The 15,057-nt window shown below is 54.2% G+C and carries 9 protein-coding genes; 6 read left to right on the top strand and 3 right to left on the bottom strand.

Translation table 11 applies throughout. The features are described from left to right. Positions 1-28: 28 nt before the first annotated feature. The 3 genes from ACFQI7_RS06755 to ACFQI7_RS06745 form a co-directional block, all read right to left on the bottom strand. Positions 29-3,175, bottom strand: a complete 3,147-nt coding sequence (locus ACFQI7_RS06755; protein WP_218098504.1) for a glycoside hydrolase family 2 TIM barrel-domain containing protein — start codon at positions 3,173-3,175, stop codon at positions 29-31. 33 nt (positions 3,176-3,208) lie between these two features. Beyond that, positions 3,209-4,027 carry a histidinol-phosphatase gene (locus ACFQI7_RS06750; RefSeq protein WP_218098503.1) on the bottom strand — a complete coding sequence of 273 codons (819 nt, stop codon included), beginning with the start codon at positions 4,025-4,027 and terminating at the stop codon, positions 3,209-3,211. A gap of 189 nt (positions 4,028-4,216) precedes the next feature. Next, positions 4,217-5,116: an AraC family transcriptional regulator gene (locus ACFQI7_RS06745; RefSeq protein WP_218098502.1), complete on the bottom strand. Its 900-nt coding sequence runs from the start codon at positions 5,114-5,116 to the stop codon at positions 4,217-4,219. Positions 5,117-5,514: 398 nt separating this feature from the next. Between ACFQI7_RS06745 and ACFQI7_RS06740 the strand changes: the two genes are divergently transcribed. The 6 genes from ACFQI7_RS06740 to ACFQI7_RS06715 all read left to right on the top strand — a co-directional run bounded on the left by ACFQI7_RS06740 (position 5,515) and on the right by ACFQI7_RS06715 (position 15,049). Continuing rightward, a complete protein-coding gene (locus ACFQI7_RS06740; protein WP_218098501.1) occupies positions 5,515-6,762 on the top strand; it encodes an ABC transporter substrate-binding protein in 1,248 nt (415 codons plus the stop codon). Between the two features lie 98 nt (positions 6,763-6,860). Then, on the top strand, positions 6,861-7,784 hold the full coding sequence (locus ACFQI7_RS06735; protein WP_218098500.1) for an NHL repeat-containing protein: 924 nt from the start codon (positions 6,861-6,863) through the stop codon (positions 7,782-7,784). A gap of 63 nt (positions 7,785-7,847) precedes the next feature. Continuing rightward, positions 7,848-10,925 carry a family 78 glycoside hydrolase catalytic domain gene (locus tag ACFQI7_RS06730; RefSeq protein WP_218098499.1) on the top strand — a complete coding sequence of 1,026 codons (3,078 nt, stop codon included), beginning with the start codon at positions 7,848-7,850 and terminating at the stop codon, positions 10,923-10,925. A gap of 658 nt (positions 10,926-11,583) precedes the next feature. Further along, a complete protein-coding gene (locus ACFQI7_RS06725) occupies positions 11,584-13,053 on the top strand; it encodes an arylsulfatase (protein ID WP_218098498.1) in 1,470 nt (489 codons plus the stop codon). Between the two features lie 100 nt (positions 13,054-13,153). After that, the gene (locus tag ACFQI7_RS06720; protein ID WP_218098497.1) at positions 13,154-14,209 is read left to right on the top strand and encodes an SIS domain-containing protein; all 1,056 of its coding nucleotides are present in this window, start codon (positions 13,154-13,156) and stop codon (positions 14,207-14,209) included. Between the two features lie 27 nt (positions 14,210-14,236). Beyond that, positions 14,237-15,049, top strand: a complete 813-nt coding sequence (locus ACFQI7_RS06715; RefSeq protein WP_218098708.1) for a DeoR/GlpR family DNA-binding transcription regulator — start codon at positions 14,237-14,239, stop codon at positions 15,047-15,049. Positions 15,050-15,057: the final 8 nt, after the last annotated feature.

Below are 15,057 nucleotides of genomic sequence, written 5' to 3'. Positions count from 1 at the left end.
CGAAAGCGTATCGATCTGCAGATTCTTCTTAATTGAGTTTTTGCTTCGCCAGCTCGGCCGGCGACAATTGATCCGCGCTGAAAGGCCGGAGCCGAATGGCGTATCGGAACGGTTCCGTCTTGAGCAAATAATGCGGAAGCACGCCCGGGCCGCAGCTCGCGCTGCCGATGCCATTCATTGCGAAGTCGAGATGAACGGTAACGCTGCTGCGTTCTTTCAAGTCGTACGTATGCTTGGCGTTCTCCAAATCTTCGGGCAGGAAACGCAGCGCCTTGAAGTTGATCTCCAATTCGCTTACGGCAAGCAGTCCCGATCCCCGTTCGTCGGTTAAAGCAACCCAGCGGACGTCGGTACGGTTCCCGTTTTCCTGAGGGAACACATAGTTCGTGAACAGCTCGCGCACCGCTGCGCTGTAGACCCCGTAACGTCCGGCCAGCTTCGTATCTGGATACGATTCGCCCGGACCGCGTCCGTACCACTGCACCCGGCCATAGCGTTCCGGCATGTCGAGCTGCAGCCCGATGCGAGGCAGCGTATTCGGATATTTCCCTTGCGGCACGCCCTCGATGTTGACGGCCACATCGCCGCTTGCGTGAATCGTGTACGTATACGTCGCATCAATACCCCAGCTTAACAGCGGAGGGGCGATGCGAACCTCGCATACGACCGTAGCGCTTAGACCGTCCGCTGCGCTTTCCCATGAAAGTCGCTTCAGACGATGCTGCAGCCAGTGCAGGCCCGATTGCTTCCAAATCACCGTCGCGCGGTTTTCCGGATGAATGGAATGGCGCCAATCTCCGAGAGCCCGATTGTCGTTGTCGGTAGGCGCGCGCCACAAATCCAGTCGAGGTCCTTGGCCTTCTTCGATCACCGGCTGTCCGGCGAACGTCCAGGACGTGATCCGTCCGTAGGCGCGGTCGAACACGACTTCAAAGTCCGCTCCGCTGACATATAGATGCAAGGACGATTCCTTGATCGTTAACGGCGTACCCGTCCGATCGCCTGCCGATGGGGAACTGCTGCTCTCCCAAGGAAGCAGGAACTGCGACCAGGCAATTTCATGCCCGGCGGAGGCCCAATCCGTATCTTCCGCCAGCAGGCAGCCCACGTTCAGCCAATAGTCCGTATTCGGCGCGAGCCGGGAAGGCTGTACGAACGGGATGGACAGCGCGCCGCTTTCTCCGGCGGGAATGATCGGAGCCGGCACGGTTCCGGATTGAATGACCCGACCGTCGGCCGTCACATTCCAAACGAACTGGAGATGCGACAAATCGGAGAAGTCGTACCGGTTCGTGATTTGCAGCTTTCCTGTCGCAAGATCGACAGCGCCCGCAACGACCGGTTCGATCACCTTTTTCAATTCGAGCAAGCCCGGGCTTGGTGTTCGGTCAGGGAAGATGAGCCCGTCGATGACGAAATTGCTGTCGTTCGGGTGGTCTCCGAAATCGCCGCCGTAGGCGAAATATTCCCGGCCGTCTTCCGTTTGCGTCCGCAGACCGTGGTCGATCCATTCCCAGACAAAGCCGCCCTGCAGCCTTTTGTAGCGGTAGAACGTGTCCCAGTATTCTTTCAGCCCGCCAGGGCCATTACCCATCGCATGGGCATATTCGCACAAAATATGAGGTTTGCCGAGGTCGTCCCGCTTCCCGAGCTCTTCCATCTTCTCGACGGACGAATACATGGTGCTGAATACGTCGGCGGAAGCCGCTTCCCGGTCGCTTTCATAGTGAACGAGCCTTGTCGGATCAAAGGCCTTGGTCCATTCATACATAGCCGCATGGTTTGAGCCGTAGAACGACTCGTTGCCGAGCGACCACAAGACGATCGAAGGATGATTTTTATCGCGCTCCACCATGCGCTCCATCCGGTCCAAATAAGCGCTGCGCCATTCCGGACTATCGCTGATCCAGTTGACGTTGTCCGTATGTTTGAAGCCATGGCATTCCAGATCGGCTTCGTCGATGACATACAGCCCATATTGATCACATAAATCGTAAAATCTCGGGTCGTTCGGGTAGTGCGAAGTCCGGACGGCATTAATATTGTGCCGTTTCATTAATACAATGTCTTCCACCATTGTTGACAGCGGGACGGCCCGCCCAAAGTCGGGATGGTGATCGTGACGGTTGACCCCTTTGAACATAATAGGGACTCCGTTCACGAGCAGATTGCCTCCGGCCAGCTCCACCTTGCGGAAGCCGACCCGCTGTGCATGAACTTGAAGCAGGCTGCCTTGCTCGTCATAAAGACGGATGACCAGATGATACAGATTCGGACTTTCCGCCGTCCATTTGTCCGGATTCGCCACGGGAAACTCCCATTCGTACGGTTCCCTGCTTCCAGCCGGAACAGCGATATCGCCGGCGAGCGCCGCGTGCTCCACCTTGCGTCCGAAGCGATCCGTCAGTTCCAGCTCCAGCCGGCCTTTAGCCGCTTCCGTACGCGCGTTCCATAATACGGTGCGAACCTTCAGTACGGCATCGCGGTACTGTTCGTCAAGCTCCGTCCGGACGAAATAGTCGTACAGGTTCAGTTCGGGTATCGAGGTTATGTATACGTCCCGGAATATGCCGCTGAGATACCACATGTCCTGGTCTTCCATATAAGAGCCGTCCGACCATTGATATACCTGTACCGCCAGCAAATTTTCGCCCGGCTGAACGTAGTCGGTCACATCAAATTGGGACGGATTGCGGCTGCCCTTGCTGTAGCCGAGCTCCTTGCCGTTCACCCATACATGGAATGCGCTGTCGACGCCTTCGAAATGAAGGATGATTCGCGTGCCGCTCCACGATTCGGGCACTTGAAATGTTCGCCGGTAGCAGCCGGTCGGATTTTCCGTCGGCACATGCGGCGGGTCGATCGGAAACGGATAGACGACGTTGGCGTAGTGCGGCTTACCGTAGCCGTTCAATTGCCAGTGCGACGGCACGGCAAGTTCATCCCAGCCGCTTGGATCATAGTCCGGCGCGTAGAAGCGCTCCGGCACATGCAGGGGCGAGGCGGCGTAATAAAACTGCCATTGGCCGTTCAACAGCCGGAATGCGGAGGAACGGCCTCTTTCGTATGTCAATGCGGACGCTTCGGCTGGATGCGGGATCGAATATGCTCGGGACGGAAGCCGGTTTCGGTGCAGCAGCTCCGGTTGTTCCCAATCGTTCTGTATCGTTTTCATGTTGCTCCTCCAATTCGCATGGTTTCTTTCGTTTTACATCATTTTGCCGGGAATCGGAATCATGACTCGCCGCCGTTCCCGGAAGGTGGCCAGCTCGCGAACGCCGAGGCTGCGCAGCGTGTCGACCGCAGTATCCCAATCGTGCAGCAGTTGGCCGGGGGAATGCGCATCCGACCCGAACGTGAACGTAACGCCTCGCGCGGCCAGCCGTTCGATCAGATCCACCGACGGGAACCACGCTTTGCACGGCTTGAACAGCCCTGAAGTGTTGATTTCAACGGTGACGCCCGATCGGGCGATCCTATCGACCGTTTCGTCCCACAAGCTTGTCAGCGATACGGTCGGCGGTACGTTTAGCCCCTTCATTGCGTCGATATGGCCCAAAATATCGAAGACGCCGCACAACGCCGCTTCCTGAACATGGCGAATATAGTTAATGTACGTTTCGTCGACGTCGACCGTCTCCTGCTGCCAGCGGTTGCGGCTGAATACGTGGAAGCCGTCCGTGTAGTGAACCGAACCGATGACGTAGTCGAGCGGGTACGCTGCATAAATCTCCCTGTAGGCATCGGGCCAATCACGGATATAATCGGACTCCACGCCAAGTCTTACGTCGATGCGGCCTTTGTATTCCTCGCGAAGTGCGATCATCTCGGCGACATAATTCGGAAATTCCGACTTGGCCATCGTCATGCCGGGTACCGGATGATCCTCTTCCCTGAAGTAGAGAGGACTATGGTCCGACAGCCCGATCTGATCCAGCCCGGCTTCGACCGCCGCTTCGATCATTTCTCTTAACGTGCCTTGAGCATGACCGCACCGGTTATGATGCGTATGGTAATCGATTCGCATAGCGTACTCCTTTGCGCCAAATTTCATATTTCATCGGGACAATAGTCATCATAAAAGTATATAGGTCGATTTATGTCAAATCAATCAAAGCATTTTCGGCGTAATATAACTATATTAAGATTAAAAGTGGAAGAACTACGTTGTGTTTTCGGAGAAAAATGCAAACCCGGTTGTCTATTATAACGGTCGCTATAGATCGAATAGCTGTTTTTTGAACTGCGTCGGCGTTTGTCCGGTTTCCGCTTTGAAATGACGGCAAAAATAGTGCAGACTCGTATACCCCGCTTTGCGGGCGGCTTTCTCGACCGTGTCCTCTTCCAGCAGCAGCTTTTTGGCCCGTCTCATGCGGCCTGCGATAATGAACGATTTGGGCGAGGTGCCCGTGGCCGCTTTGAACACCCCGGTAAAATAGTTCGTATTATACCCGCACAGCTCCGCCAAAGCAGCGGTCGACCAGTCCGTTTCGGGCTGCTTCTCGATGGCTTTGAGCGCCGGGGCGATTTTTCTGGCCAGCTCGCCGTGCGACGTATTACCAAGCTGCAGCCGGATCAGGGCGGCCAGCAGACGGCCCAGCAGTCCGCGCAGCACGAAGTCGTAGCCCGGCTCCTTTGCCTCGTATTCCCTCAGCATTTGCAGCAGCATCGGTTCGGCTCCGGGGAAGGCGAAGAAATGCGGGATGTCGACCGCGCCGTACCCGGGAACGCGGACGCTGTAGCTCGTCGCAGGGCCGTTGAGCTCGCTGCCCGTAGTGTAGCGGATGCCCGACAGCAGCTGCGGAAGTGACATGGGCGTCGGTGACGGCGTATTCCATTCGAAATGAAGACTGTAGTATGTAACGGGGTCTTCTTCCGTAGAAACGATTTGCGTCACGCTGTCTACCCCGTAAAAAGCGCAGTGCCCCGGCTGTACAAGCCGTTCTTCCGCACCGATGGTCAGTTTGGCGAGTCCGGATACGACATAGACGAGATGGCAGTCGGGAATGGCGCGCGGGCCCCATATCCGGTTCGGCCGGCCCCGGGTCAAACAGATGTAATGAACCGTAGGCTGAAGCAAAGACAGTTCTCCGAGATCAAAGTGCTGACTGTACAAAGGGAACACCTCTTTTGATGTTAAGGGGATATGAAGAATATATGAGAAAAGTGCAAATACCACTGAGATCCATGTAACGACAAGCTGTGTTTAGGCGATTTATACTGTATTTAAAATGTAAATTAAAGTGCAATAACTTTGCAATCAAAATTTCACGGAAAGGAGGGGATCACGCTTTTCGGAAGTTTCAGATCAGCGTTCTTGGAAAACGGTTTCATTTTATTCAAACGCTTTCATTTTTGAGTACGGAATGACGTGAAAGAAGCATGGAGGGGGCCGTATTTTTTCAAAAAAGATCGCTAAAAAAGCGCATGATCTCATAATTCGGCATGAATACCAAAATTAGCTACGACATCGGCGATTGCAGAAGGAATCGAAACCATCAAGGAGGAATAAGAATGAAAAGACTTTCGATATCGATTTTGGCTACTGTGCTCCTGGGCTCTTTTATTGCCGGTTGCGGCCAGCAAGCCGCTCCCAAGGAGGGAGGTGCCGCCCCTGCCGGGGAAGCGCCGACGCCGATCACGACCGAGCCGATTACGCTTAAAGTGCTGTGGTCCGGCAGACAGGACGAATTCAACGACCGAGTCAACAACGAAATCGTCCGGAAGAAATTACCCAACGTCAACTTCGAGTTTCACAGCCTCAGCGAAAACATGGAGAAATTGATCGTGTCCGGTGTCAAGCTCGACGTCATGAATATTACGACGAAAGTGTACTATGATGCACTCAGGCTGAATCTGAACTACGACATGACCGGATTGCTTGCCAAGCAGCAATTTGACATGAAACGATTCGTTCCGGAGCATGTGGAAGCCATCAAAAAACTGAGCAAAGACGGCAAAATGTATGCGGTTCCCGATAAGGCTAATTTCCCTTATGCCTTGCATGCGCTTGTATACAACAAAGACATTTTCGATCGGCTTGCCGTGCCGTACCCGAAAGACAACATGACCTGGGACGAAGTGCTGGAGCTGGCCAAGCGCGTAAACCGGTCGGATAACGGAACGCAGTATTACGGTTTGAATCTCGGTACGACGCAATACTTGTATGAAGCCAACGAATTGAGCTATACGGACGCTAGCGGCAAGGTAGATCTGTCGAACCCGCTGTTCGAAAAAATATTGCGCGTTTACCAGGAATCGTTCAAAATCTCCGGTAAAGAACTCGGAAACGTCGATCCTTTCATGAAAGAGAAAAACGTCGCTATGTTCGCCGGCAATGTTGACGTGCTTATTACGGAAGCGGAGAGACAGAAAGATACGCTGCCGAACTGGGATATTGTCACGTTCCCGCGCTTTAGCGATAAGCCCATGAAAGTACCGCCGGTCAACGGCGTATACATGGTCGCATCGACGAGTGAGCACAAGGTGGAAGCGCTGGCATTGATCGATGCGCTTTTAAGTCCGGAAAACTCGAAGAAGCAGGAGCAGATATATATGAATCCGGAGTTCGTCAAAAAGAACGTCAACGGCGTCAAAGCGCCGAAACAATCGCTTTATGTGCCCGGTGAATTCGACGCAACCGGCAACGCGGCATTCAACAATATCGTCAGAGCCATGAATAAGAACAACGCGGACATCAATACTTCGCTTCGGGATTTTAAGGAAGTGCTGCAGAAGCAGATCGATGAGAAAAAGCAATAAGTAATGTAGGGATGCGTAGGGTACCGGCGAATCTGGCATGCCTAACGCATCCCTTCACCATTTCATATATTTTGGACAACCGGAAGGAGGAAGTTGTAATGACAGTAACAGGTTCCAGTACCCGCTCGTATAAGGTGGCCGAGGGTTGGGGGCAAATTCCCGGGCATGTTACGCTTGGCCATACGCATGGCGTTGTCGTGGACCGGCAGGATCAAGTATATGTGTTCCATACCGGAACGCCGTCGATGCTCGTCTTCGATGAACACGGTCAATTTTTGCGCGCTTGGGGCGAATCGTTCCAGGGAGGGGCACACGGCTGCTATTTGCACCGCGAAGGCGACCGGGAATTTTTGTATTTGACGGATACGAAGCGGGGCTTGACCGTGAAGACGGATCTGCAAGGGGAAGTGCTGCTGACGATCGGCGTACCGGACTTGCCGCATATTTACGGTCCTGAGCAAAAGTTCAGCCCGACGGATGTCGCAGTCGCTCCGAACGGCGATATTTACGTTGCCGACGGATACGGGCAGTCGTGGATTCATCAATATGATAAGGAAGGACAGCTTATTCGTTCCTGGGGTGGGCGCGGAAGCGAGCCCGGACAATTGAATTGTCCTCATGGCATTTCCGTTAATTTCCGAGGCGGAGAGCCGGAGCTGTATGTGGCGGACCGCGGAAACTTCCGCATCCAAGTATTTACGATGGACGGCAGCCATAAGCGGTTCGTCGATAACGATATGGATATGCCATGCAGCTTTTATTTTGCCGGCGACGAAATGGTGTTCCCCGATCTGCACAGCCGGGTGACGATCTTTGACCGGAACGACCGTCTTATCGCTCACCTGGGCGAGGATCAGCAAGCCTACAAGCAGAAGGGCTGGCCGAATTTGCCGCAGGAGTATTTCCGTTCGGGACGGTTCAGCTCTCCGCATGGCGTATGCGTCGACTCAAAAGGCAGCGTATATGTCGGCGAGTGGATCGCCGTCGGAAGAATAACGAAGCTGCTGCGAACCGACTTGTAATTGTAACGACGATTGGAACATTGGAATGATAAACACAACATACGGATAGGAGTAATAAGTCAAATGAACGTAGAGAGAGCGATCGATTGGAAAGCATACTGGATTTGGGCTGATGGAGAGTCGAGCCCGCGCAACGAATGGCGCTGCTTCCGCAAAACGTTTGATGTGCCGCAAGAAGGATGGAGCGAAGCGAATGTATCGATTACCGCAGACTCCCGCTACGTTTTGTACGTCAACGGCGAGCGGGTCGGCCGGGGACCTGTGCGATGCTGGCCGCACGAGCAGGCATTCGATACATACGACGTACGTCACCTTTTGCGTCCAGGGCAGCCGAATACGATCGCAGTGCTTGTTATGCATTTCGGCGTCAACAATTTCTATTATATCCGCGGACGCGGCGGACTGCTGGCTCAGCTCGACTGGTCGATCGATAGCCGGGAAGAGCGGACCGACGGAACGATCGTGACCGATTCTACATGGCTGACGTCGCGTCATATCGGATACAACTCGCTTTCCCCGCGCATGACGTTTCAACAGACGTTCTCGGAATGGATTGATGCCCGGAAGTGGGATGAACGATGGACGTTGTCGCAATACGATGCGGCGGGGTGGGCGGCTGCGGTTGTGATCGGCGGCGTCGGCATGGAGCCGTGGGTCCGGCTGAAGCCTCGCGACATCCCCCTGCTTACGGAAGAGCGGGTTTATCCGTCCCGAATCGAAACGCTGTCCCGGGTGAAGCCGATCGCCTGGACGACTCATTTGGATGCGAAAACGATGATGGTGCCGGAAAGCTCGAACCATGGCAATGCCAACGTGTATGCCGGTTATATCGGCACGGTCATTCGAACGGCGGCTCCCGTCAAAGCGGTACTCGGGATTGCGTATGCCTCTGCGTATTGGCAGGCGGTTTGCCTGAACGGCGTTCGTTACCCGAAATCGGCATGGAGGGGAGTCGAGCAGGACCGATATTTGGACATCGAGCTGCAAGCCGGAGACAATGTGCTGTTGTTCGAATTGGCCGGGAACGATCACGGCCGCGGTCTCTTTATCGGGATCGACTGCGAGGATCCGTTTGAGGTTGTTTCTCCTTTCGATACGGCCGGCTACAAAGGTGCAGGCGCCGCAGAAGTCGCGGCAGCCTTAGCAGGAGCTCCAGAAGCCCAGAGGGCTTTAAATCCCTCTGGCGAGGAGCGTAGTCCTTTCATCGTGATCGGGCCGTTCGTCAATCATGAATATATCGATCACCAGGTTACGGAAGAACAGAAAGCCAACGATCGGATCATTGCAGCTTGCAGTACCGGCAAGCAGGAGGTCATCGATCGGTTGACACCGGACGGGCTGAAAGCCTACGAAGCGTACTGCCGCATAAGAGAAGCGGCTACAACCGAGCAGCTCGCTGCGCTGGGAGATGCGGTGCGTCCGGCCGATCCGAAGCTCGTCAGCCCCGAGTCGGTCTATGTGCAGACGCTTTGGAAGAAGAGCTCCTCGGCCAAGCCGGTGCCTGCCGATCTGCAGAAAGCGATCATGCCTCATGCCGTGCCGGGAATCGTGCCGCTCTACGACGAGAGCGACACGGAACTCGTCATCGATTTCGGTAACGAATGGTCGGGCTTCCTGTCCTTCGAGGTCGATGCCGGAGAAGGGACCGAGATAGACTTCTTCGGGGTTGAATATATGCTCGATGGCAAAATCCATTACACGCATTATTTGGACAATTCGCTACGTTACGTTTGCCGTAAAGGCCGGCAAAGCTATACTTCGAACGTGCGGCGCGGCTTCCGCTATTTGATCGTTACCGTCCGCAAGGCGCAGCGGCCTGTGAAGCTGTATAGCGTATCCGTCCTGCAAAGCAACTATCCGGTGGCCGAAGTCGGCCGATTCCATTCGTCCGACGCTTTGCTAAACGACATTTGGGAAATGAGCCGACATACGACGAGACTGTGCATGGAAGATACGTATGTCGACTGCCCGGCCTATGAGCAGACGTTCTGGGTCGGCGACAGCCGCAACGAAGCGCTCATTAGTTACTACGTTTACGGCGCGGAACCGCTCGTCAAGCGCTGTCTTGATCTGGTGCCGGGCTCGGCGCATCAGACGCCGCTATACGTCGACCAGGTGCCGAGCGGTTGGAACAGTGTCATTCCGAACTGGACCTTCTTCTGGGCGATCGCCTGCAACGAATACGTACAGCGAACCGGCGATCGCGATTATGCCCGAACGATGTGGCCGCACGTCAAATTTACGCTGGAGCATTACTGGCAGCTGGTGAATGAAGACGGATTGCTTGAAATGGATGCGTGGAATTTCCTCGACTGGGCGCCGATCGATCAACCGCGGCACGGCGTCGTATCGCATCAAAACATGTTTTTGGTGAAGGCGCTGCGCCATGCCTCCGAGCTGTCGGCCGCAGCGGGACTTGCCAGCGAAGGAAGGACATTTGCCGAGCGAGCCGATGCGTTGAAGCAAGCGATCGAAACGCATCTATGGTCGGCGGAGCGTGAAGCTTATCTCGATTGCATTCACACAGGCGGACGCAAGTCGACGATTTTCAGCATGCAGACACAGGTCGTAGCGTACTTATGCGATATTGCCGAAGGCGGGCGCAAGGTGAAGCTGGAGCAATATTTGGACGAGCCGCCGGTGTCATTCGTACAGATCGGCAGTCCGTTTATGTCGTTCTTCTATTACGAGGCACTGGTGAAGATGGGCCATACGCAACGGCTGATCGACGACATCCGCAAACAGTATGGCGAGATGCTCCGCTATGGCGCTACGACATGCTGGGAAATGTATCCGAAGCCGCAAGTGGACCCGGTTCGTCCGCATCCGGGCCATCTGACGCGCAGCCATTGCCACGCGTGGTCGGCCGCGCCGGGATATTTCCTCGGCACAAGCGTGCTTGGCATCAATCCGACCGCTCCGGGCTGGAGCGAAGTCGTGATCGCGCCGCAGCCGTGCGGCCTCGATTGGGCTCGCGGCAGCGTGCCGCTCCCGGAGGAAGGGCGCATCGACGTGTCCTGGCGCATTCGCGAGGACGGCACGATACACATTCAAGCTTGGGTGCCGTCTGGCGTCAAAGCGGAGATTCGCATGCCGGAAGGCTTCCAGGGCGAGGCGGAGCTGCGTACGGTGGGAGAGTAGCTGGTTGCTGTTCTATAATTAAGAAATGAGTTTATGCGAAAGGTGATGGGAAAGTAGCGGACTACTACCGCTTTTCTCCAACGCGTGCGAATCTCAAGCTCGCGTTGTGGCGCGACATGGCTGCCAGTCGAATCCTATTATCTCGCGAATACAGAAGAGAGCAGGCGCTGCGGCAGCCTGCTCTTGTTCGTTGCTCCGATCTCGGTACGGCAGCCGATTAACATAGAATCTGTGCGACCATGCGTCGTATGTCTTTAGGGGGCAAAACCACACGGGCAGGATTATAAGATACGAACTAGCAAAATAAGGCTAACCAACCACCAGACAGACGTATGGGAAAGCATATTGGTAGAAGTACGGGCAATCAAACTAATGGTAGGAGAAATCGATTAAATTTCTACGAGTTTCGGTAATTCGTTCCTTATATTAGCCCTAACCGAACAATTCAGAGGGCTATCGCTCTGAATAATGGGGATATCGCAATAAATCATGCCTTTTCTCAAACATTACCCGCAAAATAGTAGGTTTCAAGCAAGTAGTAGTAGGGGATAGCCGAACTAATGCAAATTCGTCCCATATTTCATATTGATTCCATCCATGTTTTTTGGTACTTTTACGCCATGGAACGATCTGGAATTCATACGAGGAGATGATGGTTATGCAAAGGCCGAATGTAGTCTTGATTATGACCGATCAACAGCGCTGGGATACGCTCGGATGTTATGGCAATGAAGTGATCCAAACGCCGAATCTGGATTGGCTGGCTTCCGAGGGTACCGTGTTTGACAGCGCATACTCGCCTTCGCCTTCGTGCATCCCTGCCCGCGCGTGCTTGTTGACCGGGATGGACCCGTGGAACACCGGCATACTCGGCATGGGCAGAGGCGGAGAAAGGCATATGGGTATCGGGTTCGAGCATACGCTTCCAGGCGAGCTGGCCAAGGCGGGATATCATACGCAGGGCGTCGGCAAAATGCATTTTTATCCTCAACGTTCGCTGAACGGCTTCCATCATACCGTGCTTGACGAATCCGGGAGGGAGGAAGACCCTCGTTTCACCTCGGACTACAAGCAGTGGTTTGAACGTAATAAAACAGGCGAGTACGGGATGACGGACCATGGCATCGGCTGGAACTCCTGGATGGCGAGGCCTTATCATGCACCCGAATTTTTGCATCCGACCAATTGGACCGTGAACGAATCACTCAAATTTTTGAAACAAAGAGACCCGAGCAAGCCTTTTTTCCTCAAAACATCGTTTGCAAGGCCCCATTCTCCGTATGACGCTCTTCCTTATTTTTTTGAATTGTATATGCAGAAAAATTTGCCCAAAGCGCAAGTCGGCGAATGGGCGGCCATGCATGATGTCCCGAAAGACGCATCCAGCACGGACGCCTGGCGAGGCGTTCGCAGCGATGAAGACATCAGGCAGGCGAGAGCCGGCTACTACGGGTCGATCAACCATATCGATCATCAAATCGGTCGACTGCTTTCGTATCTCAAAGGTTCCGGGCTGATGAACAATACGGTCGTCATTTTTACCTCCGATCATGGAGATATGCTGGGCGATCACCATCTATGGCGTAAAACGTATGCCTATGAAGGGTCGGCGCACATTCCGTTGATCGTCAAGCTGCCGAAGTCAATGGGCCGAACGGTGGAGCGGACGGACGCCCCGGTGCTGCTGCAGGATATTATGCCGACCGTTATGGAAGCGGTAGGTCTGGATATTCCGCAGACGGTGGATGGGAAAAGCGTCATCGGCGCAATGAAAGGACGATCGGCGGAAGCGCGCGATTTCATCCATGGGGAACACAGCACCTGCTATTCAGAGGAACAAGAAATGCAATACGTGACCGACGGCCGAGTGAAATACATATGGTTCCCGAGAATCGGAACGGAGCAGCTGTTCGATTTGTCGAGCGACCCGTACGAACTGACGGATCTAGCGCAGCGCCCGGAACACCGAGAGCAGCTCGCCGCTTGGCGGCAGCGCCTGATCTCCGTTCTGGAACCGAGGAGCGCAGGGATGACGGACGGCGATCGGCTCGTATCTCAAGCAGGCAAGCCCTTCGTCAAATCGCCGCACTATGCGGAACGATTGGCGCGGTTTCCGCTTCCTTTTTAGATTATAACCGAGAAATGACCGGTGCTTCGGAATAAAATGATTGAAAAAATCAAATTAATGATTTAATATTGCATTATATTGAATGAAAGGGGTTAATGAATTGAACAATTACGGGCAGTACACTTATCCGGAAATTTCCGCTCAGAGCGATGCTTTGAAAGCGGCTTGGGAACAGCTGGGACAACAGCAGTCCTGGATCGATCAATATTTGGCGAATCCGGCTTACGACGAGGTTATTTTCATCGGCTCGGGTTCTTCCTATTATCAGGCGCTTTCGATGGCCTCCACTTATCGCGTTTGGTTGAACCGACCGGCAACGGCTTATCCGTCATCGGAGCTGTTTTTGTTCCGAGAGCAAACGGCGCCGGCAGGCCGCAATTATTTGGTGATCGGGGTATCCCGTTCCGGCGAATCGACTGAGGTTGTGCTTGCGCTTAATTCGGTTAAAGAACTGCAGGGCTTCACCGTCGCGGGCATTACGTGCTATGAGAACAGCACGATGGCGCAAATCGCGCCGAGTCTCGTATCCCCGCTGGGCAAAGAAACGAGCACCGTCATGACGAAGTCGTTCAGCAGCATGACCTTCATGATGCAAGCGGCGATTGCCAAAGCGGCCGGATCAGCCGAGCTTGTAAGCGAAATGGAAGCGACGCTGCGCCTGGACGGCAATGTCGTGAAAACCGCGGACTCTTACATTGGGCAAGTCGTGAACGGCAATCAGTTCAATAAATTCGTTTACCTCGGCATGGGCTCGCTTTACGGCATTTCGCTCGAAGCGTGCCTGAAAATAAAAGAAATGTCCTATGTATGGACGGAAGCTTACGGCACGCTGGAATTCCGGCATGGCCCCAAATCGATCGTCGAGCCGGGGACGCTTGTATGTTTGCTTCTTTCGGAGAAAGCGCGCGGCTATGAGATTAAAGTTGCAGAAGAGATGAAACAATTCGGCGCATTTGTTATGATAATCACAGCGAAGAAGGGGACGGATCTCGATTTTGCGGACGCTGTCTTCGAAATCGGCGGAGAGAACGTATCGGACGAAGCGCGCGCGGCGCTCTACTTGCCGGCGCTGCAATACCTTGGCTACTACACGGCTTTAGGCCGGGGCGTAGACCCGGATTCTCCGCGCAACCTGACGCAAGTAGTCAAAATTTAACCGAGAAGGGAACGACTTGTATTTATGATGAGCGATCAAGGGATATCGAAAGGCGAACGCCGCCGGGCGGGCATCATGACGCTGCTGAAGCAGCAGGGAAAAGTGAGCATACCGGAAATTATCGAACGTTTCGAATGCTCGGAGGCTACCGCAAGACGAGACCTTGATCTGCTTGAAAAGCAGGGAAATATCATTCGCACGTTGGGCGGCGCGCAACTGGACACGACGCTGACCTCCGGCGAAACTTCCTTTAACGAAAAGCGCAATTTGCTGTGGCTGGAGAAAGAGGCGATTGCCGCCAAAGCGGCCTCCATGGTGGAAAAGGGGGATATCGTCGGTTTGACGGGCGGTACGACGACGTTCCTGATTGCGCGAGCGCTCAAATTTCACAACGATATTACCGTCGTAACGAATGCGGTCAACATCGCCATGGAGCTGGCGGACAGCGACGGCGTGCAGGTCGTGCTGACCGGCGGGGTGATGCGCAATAAGAGCTTTGAGCTGTGCGGTCCTTTGGCGGAAAGCATCGTAAACAACATTCATATCGGCAAAATGTTCATGGGCATCGACGGCATCAGCATCGATCCGGGCGTTACCACGTTTTCGGAGCTGGAGGCCCAGATCGCTCGTTTGATGCTGAGCCGCGCGTCCCAATGCTATGCCGTATTCGATCATACGAAAATCGATAAAATCTCTTTGTTCGCCATTGCGCCGCTCACTGAATTCAAGGGATTCGTAACGAACCGACTGGAAAGTCCGGCAATGCTGGATTATATCGAAAAGCACCGGATGGAGCTTCACCTGACGGAACCGGCAACCGAAGCGGAAAAAGCGCATTAATTCCGTCA

It is taken from the genome of Paenibacillus allorhizosphaerae (assembly GCF_042659105.1).
Taxonomy (GTDB): Bacteria; Bacillota; Bacilli; order Paenibacillales; family NBRC-103111; genus Paenibacillus_G; species Paenibacillus_G allorhizosphaerae.
The sequence above is the reverse complement of the archived record's forward strand: the minus strand, read 5'-3'. Positions and strand labels throughout refer to the sequence as shown.

Bases quoted from the DNA above. Each gene is read 5' to 3' on its own strand.
- ACFQI7_RS06725 (WP_218098498.1), top strand. From the start codon at position 11,584: ATGCAAAGGCCGAATGTAGTCTTGATTATGACCGATCAACAGCGCTGG.
- ACFQI7_RS06740 (WP_218098501.1), top strand. From the start codon at position 5,515: ATGAAAAGACTTTCGATATCGATTTTGGCTACTGTGCTCCTGGGCTCT.
- ACFQI7_RS06755 (WP_218098504.1), bottom strand. From the start codon at position 3,175: ATGAAAACGATACAGAACGATTGGGAACAACCGGAGCTGCTGCACCGA.
- ACFQI7_RS06735 (WP_218098500.1), top strand. From the start codon at position 6,861: ATGACAGTAACAGGTTCCAGTACCCGCTCGTATAAGGTGGCCGAGGGT.
- ACFQI7_RS06730 (WP_218098499.1), top strand. From the start codon at position 7,848: ATGAACGTAGAGAGAGCGATCGATTGGAAAGCATACTGGATTTGGGCT.
- ACFQI7_RS06715 (WP_218098708.1), top strand. From the start codon at position 14,237: ATGAGCGATCAAGGGATATCGAAAGGCGAACGCCGCCGGGCGGGCATC.
- ACFQI7_RS06750 (WP_218098503.1), bottom strand. From the start codon at position 4,027: ATGCGAATCGATTACCATACGCATCATAACCGGTGCGGTCATGCTCAA.